The following is a 15,688-nucleotide window of genomic DNA, read 5'->3' as shown; positions in this document are numbered from 1 at the left end:
TGGGATTGAAGCCCGGTGACCTGGACGCGCTCCACCCGCGGCGCCCCCGCGCCGAAGCGCGCGAGGGTGATCTGGTCCGTAGCCTCCGCGGCGATCAGCACGAGGTAGTCACGCGCTGGTGTCACCGCCGGCGTCGCCGCGGGGACGGGCACCGTTGCAGGGGTCGGCGGCGATCCGCCGCACCCCAGGGCCAGTAGAGCCCCCGCCATCCAGCCCCACCGCGTCATGGGACGAGAACGGTGGGTGGTTGCTTCGGCTTCATCCGGATGATCCACAATCCGTTGTTGTCGTCGTTCACGTATGCGAGCCCGTCGCGCACCACCACACCCCACGTCATGGCCGTGTTGCGGCCGCCAGCGGTCCCCTCCATGTCGGCCGTGTTGACGTGGACCATTTCGCGCTGCTGTGCCCGCAGGTCGCCCATCAATTCGCCCGAGATGTCGAAGGTGCGGAAGCCGGCGTTGTAGGCGCCCATGTAGAGCGTGTCCCCCGCGACCCAGACGTTGTGCACGCCGCCAAACTCCGGCTCGTACCAGGCCACCGACTTCGGCTGCTCGATGTTGGACACGTCAATCACCTGCAAGCGGCCATAGGCTCGGCCGGCGGCCGCGTCCTTCGCGCCCTCGACCTGACTCGCCGGGAAGACTTCGTCCGCGATGAAGACGTAGTTCTTGTGGCGCCATGCCGTGTGCGTCCCACGGATGAACCCCGGGCCGCCGCTCGCCTCGACATCGCGATACAGCGCGTTGAGGTCATACTTGTACTGGCTCACCAGCACGGGCTTCATCGGCGAGCCGCCCTTCATCCCGTTGCCGACATCGAGGATGACGAGACCGTTGTTCCAGTTCGACAGGTAGGCCAGGCCATCCTGGATGTCGAGATCGTGCAGCGAATTCCCCGCCATCGGCCCCGGAAAGCGATACTCGGCGACCTGCTTCGGATGGTACGGGTCGTTGATGTCGATCACGTGCAGCGCGCCGGTGCCGTCGTTCGTGATGTAGACGTGCGTGCCGTACTTCGGCTGTTGGAAGATGAACGCCGAGTGCACGCCGGCGGTGACACCGTCGGTAAACTCCGAAATCACTTTCGGGTGCGCTGGGTCCTCGAGCGAGGCGATCACGATGCCGTTCTTGCGGTCCGATGCCCCTTCCCGGGTGTGCACCATGAACTTGCCGTCCGGCGTGGTCATGATGTCGTTGACGCGACGGGTATTCGACACGAGCGAGTCGGTCACGACTGGCGCCCCCGGCGCACTGACGTCGATCGCATACATCCGGTCGCCTCCACTCCCGGTGCCGAGATAGAGGTTCTTCCCGTTCGGGTGGAGCCAGACCTCTTCCGTCGTGAAGAGCGTGCGCGGGAGCCTGCCGACCACCTCCGCCTGCCGACGCACGTCGCGCGGCGTGAGGCGGACGGTGGCGACGGCACTCCGTTCGCCCAGGTTGGCGACGATCGTGTAGGTCCCGGCCTCGTACCCGACGAATGCTCCGTCCGTGGTGATCGCCCCCTGCCCCGGCGACATTGACCAGGTCGGGGTGAGACCCGTGATGGACGCGCCACCGGTGCTGCGCACGTCGACGCCGAAGTGCAGCACATCACCGGTCTTCGCGTCGACGGTTCCCGGGGTCACCGTAAAGCTGGCGATCGGCGTCCGCACCACCTCGACCGGGAAATCGGCGGTGGCGATGTTCGTGTTCACCGAATTGTTCCCCGCCTCCCGAGCGAGGGCGGTTCCCGCGCGGATCACTGCCTTGCCTGGGCCGACTGCCGTCACGACACCGGCCTCGTTGACGCGCGCGACGGCGGGGTTGAGGCTGCTCCATCGGATCCGATCGCCGACCCGCGGGTCATTGTCCCTGGAATAGGCCGTGGCGGTGAGCCCCACGCGCTGCCCGATGGCCAGGCGGTTCGGCGCCTTGTCGATCGCCACCCGCGCTGGTGCACCAGGGAGCATCGGCACTTCGATGCGCTCCGTAACCGGCGCCGTACCCGGTACGGACGCAATCACCGAGATCGGCAGGCGGCCGGTGGCACCGGAGCTCACCAGACCATCGGCGGCGACCCTCCCTTCGAAGCGTGCGCCAGAGGCGAGCACGAAGCGCACGGTGACGTTGGGCACCTCGCGTCCGGCCGCGTCGAGGGCCCGGGCCCGAAGTCGCATCGTGTCACGCGCGGTCATCGACGGAGCGGCCGGGGTGATCTCGATCTTGGCAATTGGCGAGGGGGGCAGCCCTTGGGCCGGGGCCGGGGTCTGCCCTTGCTGGAATGCCGCAAGCAGGAGAAAGCCGAGCATGGACGGAGCCTGTCTGGGGGAAGCCAAGAAGATAGCGCGATCTCCACCGGCGGCGAGAGGTGCGTCCGTTCCGCTAGATTGGGCATCCAGTCGGTGGCAGCCCAACCTTCGCCACCACCCCACCCCTCCATCGACCACCATGCCCGGAGTGCCTCGTGAAGCTTTGGCTTCTGCCGTCCCTGTTGCTGGTCACGGCCTGCGGTCGCGCGTCGGAGTCGGCGACCGCCACGACCAGCCTCGAGCCGACGACATCCGACTCGGCGGGCGTCACCGTCCTCCGCCATGAAGGCGACCCGTTCGGCCGCGCGCCGAAGCTGACCCTCGACAGCGTCGCCATCGCCGAGATCAAGGGATCGGCCGACGACGCGGCGGCCGACATCTCGACGATCGCCCCGACGCTTTTCCTCGCCGACGGCCGGCTGGTTGGCCGTGATCAACAGCGACAGGTGATCGTCCTCTTCGGGGCCGACGGCACGAGCCGCAAGGAGTTCGGGCGACCGGGCGCGGGCCCCGGCGAATTCGGCGCGATCGGGAACATCGTCGCCGGGGGCGGCGACTCGCTGCTGGTCCAGGACTACGCCAACGCCCGACTCACGGTGGTCGATCCGGCCAGTGGATTGGGTGCCGAGTATCCGCTCGCCAAGGCGATGGCGGACGGCGGCAACGTCCTGATCGGTGCCGCACACGGAAGGCTGTTGCTCTATGGGCTCAACATCACCTCGGGTGCCGATGTGGCCGCGGGGACGCCATCCGGCATCAAGGGGGTCCTGTTCAACCCCGAGGCCGATGTGTCGCGGCGCGCCTTCACAACCGGAGCAGCGGAGAAGCCGGCGGAGGCACCGCGCGTCGTGGAGGGAACTGGCGGGATGATGATGGTCGGGATGCCGATTCGGATGAAGACGTTCGAGGCATTCCCGACGGCCTTTGCGTGGGGTGGCCGGTTTGTCGTGGCTGACCCGAACCACTTCCGGATGGAGTTTCGGGACACCACCGGGACGCTGCAGCAGGTGCTCGTGGTCGCGCAGGCGCGTCAGGCGGTGACCGAGAAGCTCTTGAACGACAATGCCTCGGAAATGATTGCGCAGTTCACCGGCGCGAGCAGCGGTCGGGCATCGACGATGAGCGTCGGATCCACGCGCGCCATCGGTGGCGGAGGGGCCGGCCCCGACACCGCAGAGATGCGCAAGAACATGCTGGCCAATGAGCACGCCGACTCGCTGCCACTGTTCGACCGGACGCAGGTGAGCCCGAATGGGACGCTCTGGGTGGTGGACTACCCGATGCCTGGCACCGACGGCTGGGCCGCCACGGCCTTTGCCAAGGACGGACGGATTCTCGGGCGGATCGTCGGAATCACGGGCACCGCGCCCCTCGCCTTCGGCGACGATCGCGTCGTCTTCCGCACCGAGGACGAGCTCGGGATCGGCACCTTCACCATCCGCAGGGTGCGCTTTCCGAAGTAGCCCCGTTCACCATGCTCCAACAGAACGCGGCGCCCATTGGGCGCCGCGTTTCGTATCCGTCGGTGCGTGCCGCGCTGTACGCTGCGGTTCAGCCCTGGCCGATCGTCATCTCCGCCAGCCGAACTTCGGCCTCGGTCTTCGCGGCGGTCTCGGCGTACTTGTCGAGAATCTCGCGGTAGCACTTCATCGCCTCGTCCTTGTTCCTGGCCAAACGGAAGGCACGGCCCGCGTCGAGGAGCGCCGACGCCTTGAGGTAATCCGAGGTCGCTTCGTCGGCCGCCTTGCGATAGGCCGCCGCAGCCTCGGCGTACTTCCCGGTGTTCTCGTAGCCACTGCCCAGCAGACCATTGGCCGGGGAGGCGTACAACGCCGGCGGATTGGTCTTGAGGAAGTCGAGCAACGAGGCAATCGCCAGCTCGGTCTGACCGCTGACCAGCCGGGCCTGGGCGACGCCGAGCGAGGCACTGTAGGCCGCCGACGTACCCGCGTACGTCGTGACGACCTTCTCGAACTGGGCCACCGCTTCCGGCAGGTTCCCCTGCTCGGCCGTGATGCGGGCGGTCTCGAGCGCCTGCGCGGCGAAGGCTTCCTTGCGCTTGCCCGCCGTGATGGCGAACCAAATCCCGAGCGCCACGACCAGAACCGCCGCACCGGCGATGCCGAGCACCTTGATGCGCTGGGGAGTCAGGAAGGAGCCGTCCGCATGGTGCGGCACGGCATCCGGGGTCGTCGTCGAGGTGTCGTCGGTAGAAGTAGCCATGCGACCTGTCGTGTAAGAAGCCCCGCCACTGGCCAGAAATGGCCTATACAGCCTCCAAAGATGGCACAATGGCGGGGTGGGCGCCAGATCCCGACCCCATCCCTTGTCTCCACCGCCCCGCAGGGTGTCCATTCCTGCCAGCCTCGACCGGAGCATTGCTTGCTGGCCAACTACATCACGCTCTCCCGCTTCCCCCTCCTCCTCGCCAACGTCCTGATCCTCTATTTCGGCTCGCCGGCCCTCCAGCTGGCCGGAGTCGGGCTGCTGCTGGTGGGGCTCGGCTTGGACACGGTGGACGGGATGGTGGCCAGGAAGAGCGGCCAAACCACCCTCTTTGGCTCCGTCCTCGACATCGCGGCCGACCGCACGTACGAATTGGTGCTGTGGGCCGTGTTCGCCGACCTCGGGCTGATTTCGGTGGTGATCCCGCTCGTGGTGATCGCCCGGACCACCCTGACCGACGCCTTCCGGAGCATCGGGATCGCCCAGGGAGTGGCGCCCTTCGACCAGCACAAGTCGAAGCTCGGCAAGTTCATGGTCGGATCTCCCTTCATGCGAACCGGGTACTCGATCAGCAAGATCGTCACCTTTACCCTGCTCACGCTGGCCCAGGCGCTGGCCGGCTACCCTGCCTCCCAGTCGCTGGCCGGATACGCCCCGACACTCCTGCAGGGTGGCCGCTGGCTGGCCTGGGTGGCACTCACCTTCTGTGTGTTCCGGGGCCTGCCAGTGATCATTGCCAATCTCCGGCGCTATTGGGGTATGCCGGCGGCCGCCGCCACCCTGCTCGTCGCGCTCCTCCCGACCGGCGGGCTGACGGCCCAGCAGACCGCTGCCCCTGCCCCGCTGCCAACGATCGCCAGCAAGACCGCCGGGTGGAGCCGTCTCCCCGGCTTCGTCACCATGTACCTCGACGAATCGAAGGGGACCCTCGCCCTCGAGCTGCCCAAGGGTGGCCTTCGGGCACTCTTCGTCGCCGAGCTGGCCACCGGGCTCGGGTCCAACCCGATCGGGCTGGATCGCGGGGCCAACGGCCCGACCTTTGTCACCCGTTTCGAAACGACCGGCACCGTGGTGCGGGTGATCTTCGAGAACTGGAGCTATCGCTCGCGGGGTGACTCGCTCCATCGTCGCACCGTGGATGAGGCGTTCCCGTCGAGCATCTCTGGCGCGTTGCCGATCATCGGTGCCGAGGGCGACCGCGTGCTGGTCGACGCCACCGACTTTGTCCATCGCGACTGGATGGACGTCGCCTCGACGCTCCAGCGGAGTCAGGAGGGGAGCTACACCGTCGCGCGGGATCGCTCGGGCGTCAATCGCAACTTCACGATCGGCTTCCCGGGCAATAGCGAAATCGACGTCTCGTTGACCTTTGCGACCACTGGCAATCCTGGTCGGACCGTCGAATCGATCGTTCCCGATGGCCGGGCCTTCACGCTGCGTCAGCACCTCACGCTGCTCGCGCTGCCGGACGATGGGTACACCCCGCGGCGCTATGATCCGCGGGTTGGCTATGGGGCCACCGGATTCAAGGACTACTTCGAGCCGATCCAGGGCGATCTCACGCAGCGCTGGATCGCCCGACATCGCCTGCAGCGCCAGGATCCCGCCAATCCCGCCTCTCCGATCGTGAACCCGCTGGTCTATTACATCGACCCCGGTATTCCGGAGCCGATCCGGACGGCGACGTTCGAAGGTGCCAAGTGGTGGGAGGAGGCGTTTGCGCAGGCCGGACTGCCCGGCGGCTTCCGCGTCGAGTACCTCCCCGCCGGTGCCGACCCGATGGATGCGCGGTACAACGTGGTGCAGTGGGAGAATCGCAATGAACGCGGGTGGAGCATCGGCGGTGCCGTCGGCGATCCGCGCACCGGCGAACTGCTCAAGGGGATGGCGCGGATGGACTCGCACCGCGCGCGCACCGACTACAATCTCTACGCCGCCTTCTTCGGCGCCGACGCTGCCGCGGCCGACACCGCCTTCGTGCTGGCGCGCGTGCGTCAGGTCACGGCCCATGAGATCGGGCACACGCTGGGCCTCGCACACAACTACATCGCCTCGACGTACAATCGCGGGTCGGTGATGGACTACCCCGCCCCGCGCATCCGCATGGCGAACGGTCGTCCCGACATCTCGGCTGCCTACGACGTCGGCCCCGGCGAGTATGACGTCTGGGCGATTCGTTGGGGGTATGGCATCTGGCCTGCGGCGGTCGAAGCCGACTCGTTGCGGGCGATCGTCGCCGACGGCCTGCGCAAGGGCTATCGCTTCCTCTCCGACAACGATGCGCGCCCCGAGTCGGCGAGCGATCCGCGCACCAATCTGTGGGACGACGCAGCCACCGCCGGCGAGTTCCTGCAGCACCAGATGGAGGTGCGCCGCTGGGGGATCGCGCACTTCGGGAGCGCAATATTCGCGACGGCGAACCGGTCGCTACGCTGCAGGAACGCTTCGTGCCCCTCTACTTCTGGCATCGTTTCGCGATCAATTCGCTGGTGAAGACCGTTGGCGGAATGGAGTACGCCTACGCCGTGAAGGGTGATGGACAGCAGGCGACGCGGATGGTCGCGGCCGACCGGCAACGTGCGGCACTCGCCCAGTTGCTCACCACCCTCGAACCGTCCGAACTCGCGATCCCCGATTCCATCCAGACCCTGATGGCGCCGCGGCCAGGTGGCTACCCCGAGTCGGTGGAACTCTTCGCGACCCGGAGTCGCCCGGGCTTCGATGCCTTGAGCGCCGCGCGGACACTGGCCCAGTTCACGGTCGACGGCCTGCTGCAACGGGAGCGCGCTGCGCGGCTGGTGATCGGTTCGGTGCGGCAGCCGGGGCAACTGACCCTCGAGGAAATGATCGACCGCCTCGTGGCGGCCACTTGGCGCGGTGCGTCGACCACGCCAACCGACGCCGCGCTGCGCCGGGTCACTCAGCGGGCCGTCATCGACCGGCTGCTGGCCCTGGCCGCCGATCGAGACGCCGCCCAGGAAGTCCGTGATGTCGTGGAATTGAAGCTGGCCGCGCTGGGGACCGATGCAAAGGCGCGCGCGGCCACGGGGTCGGAGTCCGCACGAGCGCACTGGGCCGGCATCGCCGCCGACATCACCCGGTGGCGCGAGCGGCGGGAACTGCCAACCCCATCTCCTGCCCTCCGGGCCCCCGGGCGATCCCTTTGGCGATGACGGCCGGCCATGAATCGGGCCGCCTGCATCCACCGGACGACCCTCAGCGAACCGGGGGGTGATGACTGGACTGCTCCCCGCTCCCGGCGTGATGATGGGTAACGTCGACGCGTCCGACCTGTTCGGCCGCATCGCGCGTGGCGACCAGCGGGCGGTGGCCGACTGCGTACAGACCTTCGGGGGGCTGGTGCAGGCGCTGGCGAAGCGCTGGAACCACGATCCATCCGACGCCGAGGATGCGGTGCAAGAGATCTTCATCGACCTGTGGAAGAGCGCCGGGCGATACGATCCCACCAAGTGTTCGCCGCGCGGCTTTGTCGCGATGATTGCCCGACGCCGGTTGATCGATCGGGCCCGGAGGCGCGGCCGCGCCCCCGTCATGGTGGCCATGCCCGACGACTTCGATGCCGCCAGCGAAGCCGCCGGGGCCGCCGACGTGCTCGAGCACGAGGATGCTGCGCGACGGGTCCTGGCGGAATTGACGCCGATGCAGCGTCGCATGCTGGAGATGACCCTCCTCGACGGGAAGACGCATGAGGAAGTCGCACTCGAGACCGACACCCCCCTCGGCACCGTGAAGTCGCACGTTCGCCGCGGATTGCTTCGGGCCCGGGCATTGATGGGTGTGGGACCGTCCAACGAGGGAGGTGCTCCGTGACCGACCGACCGCACGCCTCCGACGACGAGCGGATCGAAGCCGAACTTGCGGCCGCGCTCGTGGCCGACGAGGAGGTGCCGCTCTCCGGTGCCCTCACGGCGAAGCTGATCTCGCGCGGCGAGGCCGAGCTCGTGCCGGTGGTCGACATCGCGACCCGCCGAACGACCGGCATGCCGAGCTGGACCGGCTGGGCCGCCGCCGCCGCGATCGCGCTCTGGGCGATGGTGGGCCGCTCGCCCGCCCCCGCGACGGTGGTGGGACCCAGCCCACTCGCACTGCGCGCGGCCCTGCTGCCGAGTGGGGGCGAGGTCGCCTGGACGCGTGGCCCCGACGCGATGGCCGACAGTGCCCACGGTGACGTCGTCTGGAGCGACTCAGCACAGGCCGGCGTGATGCGCTTTCACCAGCTCGCCGCCAACGATCCGACCAAGGAGCAGTACCAGCTCTGGATCTTCGATGCCTCCGGTGACGAACGCTATCCGGTGGACGGCGGCGTCTTCAACGTGACCGCCGGCACCGCCGAGACCCTGGTGCCGATCGACCCGGCGATCCGGGTCACGAAGGCGACACTGTTCGTGGTGACGGTCGAGAGGCCCGGCGGCGTGGTGGTGTCGGACCGATCGCGCGTGGCCTTGATCGCGAAGCGCGGTGCCTAGGAGCGAGCGCTGCACGGGAACGCACAACGGGGCGACGCGTGACGCGTCGCCCCGTTGCATAGGGATGCGGTACCGCCGCGGTTACGGCTTCACCGGCGGCGCCGGTGTCGTGACGGTGAACTGATCGCGGCCCTTGTCGACGGCCCGGATGCCCTTGACCATCCAGTCGGGGGCCGGGGCGCCCTTCAGCTTGTTGTCGAAGAACTGCTGCATCCGCATCGCGATGTCCTTCTGGTTCGCGCGCGAAGCCGGGTTGTGCACGTCACCGTTGTAGTTGATGAGGTACACCTCCTTGTTCAACCGGCGGAGGCCGACGAAGAGCTCGATCCCCTGCCACCAGGGCACCGCGTCGTCCTGGTCGTTGGCCATGATGAAGAGCGGCGTGGTGACGCGCTGCAGGTGGAAGAGCGGCGAGTTCTCGAGGTAGAGATCCTGCGCCTCCCACAGCGACTTGCCGATGCGGCTCTGCCCCTTCTCGTACTGGAAGGCACGGGCCAGGCCGGACCCCCAGCGGATGCCGCCGTACGCCGAGGTCATGTTCGACACCGGAGCGCCGGCCATCGCCGCCGAGAACAACGAGGTCTGCGTGACGATGTAGGCCGCCTGGTAGCCGCCCCACGACTGTCCCTGGATGCCGAGGCCCTTCGGGTCGACGTAGCCACGCGCCAGCAGCATCTGCACACCCGGCACGATCGACTTGCGGGCACTCTCCCCCGGATGGCCTTCCTCGTAGTGGATGTCCGGCATGAACACGAGGTAGCCGTTCGAGGCATAGTGCGTCGCGTTGATGATGTTCCGGCCCGTCGGCGGGACGTAGCTGTAGAGGCCGTCGGAGAGATCCTCGTAGTTGTACGCGATCAGCGGATACTTCTTCGAAGCGTCGAAGTTCTCCGGCTTGTACAGAATGCCCTGCAGGGGCACGCCGTCCTCGCTGAGCCAGCTCACGAGTTCGGCCGTCCCCCAGTTGTACTCCTTCTGCCAGGGATTCATGTCGGTGATCTGGGTCAGCTGGGTGAGCGACGGTCCGACCCAGAGATTCGGAAATTCCACGAAGGTGCCGCGCGTCATCAGGTAGACGTCGGCCGCTTTCGCCTTGGTCGGCTGGCCATAGGCATAGTCACCGAAGATGATCTTCTCCGGCGCACCCTTCACGTCGAGCCGATCCCGGTAATAGCCGCTGCCCTTGGTGGCCTCGGAGAAGGCGCGGAAATAGAGCGGCTTGCTCGGGTCGATGAAGCGATCCTCCTCGCGATCGCGATTCAGGTCGACGAGCCGGAAGGCGGTATGCTCACGACGACCGACCGAATCGGTCACCATGACCGGCGCCTTCGCCCCGGTCGGATCGAGTTCCCAGACGTCGAAGCGGTCATAGACCAGGACCGACTTGTCGCCCTTGGTCCAGCCCGCCACACCCCAGGCCGCTGGCTCGTCCGGCGTGCTCCAGGTCTCCTGGTCGAAGCGCACACCCTTCACCTGCGCCGTGACGTTGAGGAGCGTGTTGGTGGCGAGCTGATAGGCGTACCAGTTCCCGCGATCGAAGTAGTAGGCATACTTCGCATCGGGGGAGAGCTGCCCACCCGTCTGCACCTGGGTGGCGATCTGCTTGCGGATCCCGGTGACCGGATCGACGACGTAGATGTCGTTGCCGCCAGCCCCCCACATCTTCTCGATGTCGTAGCGCACCGAGCTCGTCGCGACGCCGACCTTCGCGTCGTCGGAGAGTTGCACGCCGCTCACGGTGTCATCGGCGAGCTTGACCAGCCGTTTGTCGCCGACCAAGGTCATCATCGTGTCGCGACCCTTGACGGTCCGTGCCGCCTTCGGCGCAGGGCCGAGATGGAAGATCGTCTGGTAGCTCTTGCTCCGATCCCGGCCCGCGCTCAGGAGCTGCGCCGGCTGCAACTGCGGATCCTTCCAGTGCCAGAGGTCGAAGCGCGCCTTCCCGTTCAGCGAGTCGGCCGGAATGGTGTCCGGCGCGGGCGGTGACATGGTGAACTGCAGCGCCGTCCCGTTCCGACTGAAGCTCGCGGTCGTGGTCGCAAGAATGCGGAGCCCGGTCGGCACCATCGCCGGCGTGATCAGCGCGGTGGCCGTCCCGCTCTTGATCGAACCGTAGTAGATCGTCCCGACCGGCTCCGGCTTGCCGAACTCGGCACCGGCATCGGTCGTGAAGACGAACTGCTGCTGGGCCCGGTCGAAGTTGAAGCCGCGGTAGTTGCCCGGCGCCTTCATCACCGTGGTGGTGGTACCCGTCGCGAGGTTGCGGATGAAGATGCCGTCCTGCGTGGAGTCCCGCGAGGCAATGGTGTACACCAGCACCTTGGCGCTGTCGTCAAAGGTCGACGACGCGACGTACGCCATCTTCTCTTCGGCCCCGGTCGCCATGTTCCGCAAGGTGATGGTGGAGCCGTACGTCCGCCGTGGCCCCGTCGACGCGGCCGCCCCGGTGGCGCCTCGGCCACCCGCACCGCGCCCACCTGCCGCGCCACGGCCATTCGATGCCGTGGAGTCGCCCGGGGCGCGAACCGAGTCCGGCGTATAGATCATCCAGTTGCTGCTCTCCTTCGCCAACCGCGGGCCGCGCGCCCCGACGATCGCCGTCTGGACGCCGGTCCGAAGATCGAGGATGACGAGCGCCCCCTTCGGGGTCACCGTGTCCGGTGCGGCGGCCGCAGGCGCCGGCGCCGCGCCCGCCGGCATGGCCGCCGGCTTCGGCGCATTTTTCAGCGCGGCGACAGCCTTGGCGATGCGGTCCACCTCGGCCTTGGTCGCTTGCGTGGTCGCAATGGCAAATCGACCATCCGCGGTCAGCTGGCCACTTCCCCCCGCAGGGGCACCGCCGCCCGGTGCCCCGCCGCCCGCCGCGCCGCGCGCGGGAACGCTGTTGTTGGCGCGCGCGATGTAGCCGAGCGGAATGGTGTATTCCGTGTTGCCGGTGGTGGCCCGGACCACATAGCGGCCGTCGCCCACCTGCGGACGAATCGTGTACGCGGCCCAGCGACCGTCGTTGGAGAGTGTCGGGGCCCCAATCGACTCCCAGCGATCCCAGTCAGCCTGAGTCAGCGCCTTCTTCTGGACCTGCGCATGGAGTGGAATGGCCACGGCGGACAACATGAGGAACGCACGAAGGCAACGCGATCGCATCGAGACACCTGGTGACGAGGTTGGGGGCGGAAAGCCCCCGAATCTAACGTCTGGGGAAGCGGCGGGCATCCTACAGGTACCGGGCAACCGCCATCGCGGCCGTCGCCGTCAACAGGAGGACGACGGAAAGTGCGCCGAATCGGCCGGCGCGCGCCCGGAGTCGGCCAACTTCGGCCTGCAACCGAGCCCGCTCAGCCTCGTCGCTCATGCCGGCCATCTGCCCCACCAGTTGCCCGGCGCGCATGGCGCTGGGCCGACCCACCAGCATGGCGATCATGAAGCCGACGATCGCCAGCAGCGCCCCGACCGAGTACGTGTGGCCGGGCCAGGTCAGAAAGTAGGCCTTCGCGAAACCCGCCGAGGTCACCCAGAGCAGCCTGAGCCCTGCGAGCATCGTGATGACGGCGATCGGGGGCAGCCACCGGAAGAGCCGCTGCTGCGGGATCGCGGCCATCACCGGACCGGCGGCTGGGCCGGCCTGGGTGACCGAGGGGAGCAGGACGAAATGCATCAACACGACGCCGCCAACCCAGACGACGCCACCGACCACATGGAGCAGACGCAGGACAATCAGTTCACCGGACATGGGAGGGGGCTCCACGGCGAAGGGGCCCCGGCTTCATCCTGAAGCCGACGCCCCCCGCTTGAAGAAAGGGTGGTGCTACTTGGCGGCGAGGTCCCGCACCGCGGCCGAGAGGGCCCGGACCTTCAGGGCGTCCTTCGAGCTGCCGGCGTCACCATTCACCTCGTTGGCCAGCGCGGTCAGTGCATCGCGCCGCGCGGCGCCGTTGGCCTGTTCGGCGCGGAGCAGTGCCTGCCGCACCGAGGCAATTCGGCTCGACGAGAGTCCGCGCGACCGCTCCAGCTGGTCAGTGTAGGCGCGGGCAAGCGCAAAGGTCGGCGCCCAGGTGTACTTCGGCTGGCCCTGGGTGTTGAGGTGATCGAGCACCACCGACTTGGCGGCGTCGATCTCGTTCTGGGTCAGGTTCGCGTTCGGCACGAGCTCGAAGACGTCGAGGCCACGCGCGATCTCGGACGAGACGATCACCCCGTTGTACCAGTACACCGACCACGACCCGCCGCTCGCCGCATGGTCGGCCGCGATCGGACCGCGGTCGAAGAAGGCGATTTCGGTCGGGTGGGCGGCATCGGTCCAATCGAAGACCGAGATGCCGCCCTGGTACCACGCCTGCACCATGATGTCGCGGCCCGGCACCGGGATGAGCGACCCGTTGTGCGCGACGCAGTTCTCGAGGGAGGTCTGCGGCGCCGACATCTTGTAGTAGCTGCGGAACTTCAGCTGACGGTTTTCGATCGAGAAGATCGCGTCGGCCCCCCACTGCTTCGGATCGTCGGCGCGGCACTTCGGCCCGCCACCGCCGCCCCACTCATCGGAGAAGAGCACCTTGGTGCCGTCGTTGTTGAACGTCGCCGAATGCCAATAGGAGAAGTTCGAGTCGGCCGCGGCGGCAATGCGCACCGGGTTGACGGGGTTGCTGATATCGAGCAACAGGCCGTAGCCCTCGCACGCCCCGCCGGCCAGCCCGATGCCGGGATAGACGGTGATGTCATGGCACTGCGTCGGTCCCGGGCGCGGCGCGTTGCTCGGCCCGGCCTGCTGCCCGATCATCTTGGCGATCATGGCCGGCAGCGCGGCGCGGAGGGCGCTGGAGTCCGCCCCGGTTGGCGCCCCCGTGCCGCCGCGGGACTTCACGACGGAATCCAGCATCGGCTTGATGAAGCCGGACGGCAGGATCATCTGCTCACCACCGACGTCGGCGATGAACGCGCCGGCCGCCTTCGCCTTTGCCATTTCGGCGGCATCAGCCGGTGACGCCCCGTGCCCCTTCGGCGCGGTGAGGTCGTTGAAGATGCGCGGCGACGAGACGATGGCGGCCTTGGAGGGATCGGCCAACGGCACCTTGATCACTTCGATGCGGAAGAGCGCCGAATTCGGATCCTTGTCGGGCGAGGTGTTGACGCAGCCCGGGAGTTCTTCGGCGGAACGGACGCCGGCCGAGCCCGAGATGTAGACGTAGACGTTGGCCTTGTCCTTCGGATCCTCGAGCACCGTGTGGGTGTGCGAGCCGCGGCAGGTCTGCACGTTGCCGACATTCTTCGGGTTCTTGATGTCCGAGATGTCGAAGATGCGGAGGCCACGCAGGCGGTCCTTGCTCACCGCGGTGGGGACGCCCTGGGCGCCGCAATCGAGTCGGCCCGTCATCCCTTCGCCGGAGACGAAGAGGAGGTTCTTGTAGACCGAGACGTCGCTCTGCGAGGCCGGGCAGTAGTAGGCCGTGGTCAGCACCGGCTTGGCCGGGTTGGAAATGTCCCAGACCTGGTAGCCGTTGTAGTTGCCCTGGATGGCATACTTGCCGGTGAAGGCGAGGTCGGAGTTGGTCGAGCCTTCGAACTTCGGCGGCGACTTGGTGGTCGACGCGAGCCGCATATTCCAGGAAGCCTCGCCGGCGTCATAGAGGCCTGCCTTGAGGCCGACACGCGGGTCGGGGCGCGGCGAAGCCGTGAACGCGATCGGCGCGGGCGATGCACTGCCGCCAGTGCCGCCGCCGGCGCAACCGGCCAATACACCGGCGCCGAACAGCAGCGCGATCTGGGTGGTACGAATCGTCATGGAGGACTCCTGGGGGTGGAGGGAAACGGAACGACTCAGGGAGCGCGCTTCTCGAAGAGAATCGTGGCGAGCATGCGCTCCATCCTGGCAATCTCCGTCGTCTGGTCGGTGTTGACGTCGGAGGCAAACTTGAAGACGGTTTCGTTCTGGCCGGCCCCGTCGGTGGCGAAGAGGTCCTTCACCATGGACACCGCCCCGCGGTGGTGCTGGATCATGAACTGGAGAAAGAGCCGGTCGAATTCGAGTCCGCGAGCCTGATCGAGCTCCTTCATCTGCGCCTCGGTCAGCATCCCCGGCATCAACATCTCGTGCGCCATGCCCCCCATTTGCATCATCATCGGCCCGGCCTTCGCCTCGGGGACCGGCAGCTGTCGGTCCCGGAGCCAGCGCTGCATGATGACGATCTCGTCCTGCTGCGCATTGATGATCCGTGCGGCGAGCACCTTCATCGACTCGGAGGCGCCGTGAGTCGGCGCCCACCGGGCCATGTCGATCGCCTGCGCGTGGTGGCCGATCATCCCGGTCATGAAATGGATGTCGGCGGCCGTGTAGGGGTACCGGATGCTGTCGGCGCGCGCGCGCGATGCTCCCGGGGTCGCCACCAAGAATTGCTGACGTGGTCGCGGGAGCGGGCGCCACCGGTGCCGGGCGTGCGCTTGCGGTGGCACATCCCGCGAATGCGAGCGCGGCTACCACGATGGACCAGGGTCGTGATCGGGAATGCATGACGCCGGAGCCCCTCAGGAAAGGTGCGATGGGTACCGCATTGCGTGTCGCAGGAGCCAACCCTTCGGTACGACGCGGCGGGGTCGGCCCAGGTTCCATGCCCCGGGCAGATTCGAACTGCCGACCTGACGCTTAGGAGGCGTCCGCTCTATCCAGCTGAGCTACGGGGGCGCATCCGAA

The 15,688-nt window shown here is 67.6% G+C and carries 11 protein-coding genes and 1 tRNA gene; 5 read left to right on the top strand and 7 right to left on the bottom strand.

Features of this window, described 5'->3' with window-relative positions; translation table 11 throughout:
- Positions 1-223: 223 nt before the first annotated feature.
- Complete coding sequence (locus IPP98_16165; protein MBL0180620.1) at positions 224-2,293, bottom strand: Ig-like domain-containing protein; 2,070 nt, start codon at positions 2,291-2,293, stop codon at positions 224-226.
- A 155-nt stretch (positions 2,294-2,448) separates the two neighbouring features.
- Between IPP98_16165 and IPP98_16160 the strand changes: the two genes are divergently transcribed.
- Positions 2,449-3,756, top strand: a complete 1,308-nt coding sequence (locus IPP98_16160) for a hypothetical protein (protein ID MBL0180619.1) — start codon at positions 2,449-2,451, stop codon at positions 3,754-3,756.
- An 88-nt stretch (positions 3,757-3,844) separates the two neighbouring features.
- Here the strand turns inward: IPP98_16160 and IPP98_16155 are convergent, their stop codons facing one another.
- A complete protein-coding gene (locus tag IPP98_16155; GenBank protein ID MBL0180618.1) occupies positions 3,845-4,516 on the bottom strand; it encodes a tetratricopeptide repeat protein in 672 nt (223 codons plus the stop codon).
- A gap of 159 nt (positions 4,517-4,675) precedes the next feature.
- Here IPP98_16155 and IPP98_16150 point away from each other — a divergent pair, with 159 nt between their 5' ends.
- The 4 genes from IPP98_16150 (at position 4,676) to IPP98_16135 (ending at position 9,006) form a co-directional block, all read left to right on the top strand.
- Positions 4,676-7,012, top strand: coding sequence for a zinc-dependent metalloprotease (locus IPP98_16150; GenBank protein MBL0180617.1), 2,337 nt, complete (start codon positions 4,676-4,678; stop codon positions 7,010-7,012).
- A complete protein-coding gene (locus tag IPP98_16145; GenBank protein MBL0180616.1) occupies positions 6,967-7,692 on the top strand; it encodes a zinc-dependent metalloprotease in 726 nt (241 codons plus the stop codon). The genes IPP98_16150 and IPP98_16145 overlap by 46 nt, the downstream gene beginning before the upstream one ends.
- A gap of 61 nt (positions 7,693-7,753) precedes the next feature.
- Positions 7,754-8,350, top strand: coding sequence for a sigma-70 family RNA polymerase sigma factor (locus IPP98_16140; protein ID MBL0180615.1), 597 nt, complete (start codon positions 7,754-7,756; stop codon positions 8,348-8,350).
- Positions 8,347-9,006: an anti-sigma factor gene (locus IPP98_16135; GenBank protein ID MBL0180614.1), complete on the top strand. Its 660-nt coding sequence runs from the start codon at positions 8,347-8,349 to the stop codon at positions 9,004-9,006. The genes IPP98_16140 and IPP98_16135 overlap by 4 nt, the downstream gene beginning before the upstream one ends.
- Positions 9,007-9,087: 81 nt before the next feature.
- Here IPP98_16135 and IPP98_16130 read toward each other — a convergent pair whose 3' ends face one another.
- From IPP98_16130 to IPP98_16110, 5 genes are all read right to left on the bottom strand, one after another.
- On the bottom strand, positions 9,088-12,108 hold the full coding sequence (locus IPP98_16130; GenBank protein MBL0180613.1) for a S9 family peptidase: 3,021 nt from the start codon (positions 12,106-12,108) through the stop codon (positions 9,088-9,090).
- 112 nt (positions 12,109-12,220) lie between these two features.
- Positions 12,221-12,736, bottom strand: a complete 516-nt coding sequence (locus IPP98_16125; protein ID MBL0180612.1) for a hypothetical protein — start codon at positions 12,734-12,736, stop codon at positions 12,221-12,223.
- Positions 12,737-12,811: 75 nt separating this feature from the next.
- Entirely contained in the window at positions 12,812-14,782 is a 1,971-nt protein-coding gene (locus tag IPP98_16120; GenBank protein MBL0180611.1) for a hypothetical protein, read from the bottom strand.
- Positions 14,783-14,817: 35 nt separating this feature from the next.
- Positions 14,818-15,384, bottom strand: coding sequence for a DUF305 domain-containing protein (locus IPP98_16115; protein ID MBL0180610.1), 567 nt, complete (start codon positions 15,382-15,384; stop codon positions 14,818-14,820).
- Positions 15,385-15,605: 221 nt separating this feature from the next.
- Positions 15,606-15,680 (bottom strand) — tRNA-Arg (locus tag IPP98_16110).
- Positions 15,681-15,688: the final 8 nt, after the last annotated feature.

This window comes from Gemmatimonadota bacterium (genome assembly GCA_016720805.1).
Taxonomy (GTDB): Bacteria; Gemmatimonadota; Gemmatimonadetes; order Gemmatimonadales; family GWC2-71-9; genus Palsa-1233.
The sequence above is the reverse complement of the archived record's forward strand: the minus strand, read 5'-3'. Positions and strand labels throughout refer to the sequence as shown.

Coding starts and splice junctions, on each gene's coding strand:
- IPP98_16120 (MBL0180611.1), bottom strand. CDS start 14,782: ATGACGATTCGTACCACCCAGATCGCGCTGCTGTTCGGCGCCGGTGTA.
- IPP98_16125 (MBL0180612.1), bottom strand. CDS start 12,736: ATGTCCGGTGAACTGATTGTCCTGCGTCTGCTCCATGTGGTCGGTGGC.
- IPP98_16140 (MBL0180615.1), top strand. CDS start 7,754: ATGACTGGACTGCTCCCCGCTCCCGGCGTGATGATGGGTAACGTCGAC.
- IPP98_16155 (MBL0180618.1), bottom strand. CDS start 4,516: ATGGCTACTTCTACCGACGACACCTCGACGACGACCCCGGATGCCGTG.
- IPP98_16165 (MBL0180620.1), bottom strand. CDS start 2,293: ATGCTCGGCTTTCTCCTGCTTGCGGCATTCCAGCAAGGGCAGACCCCG.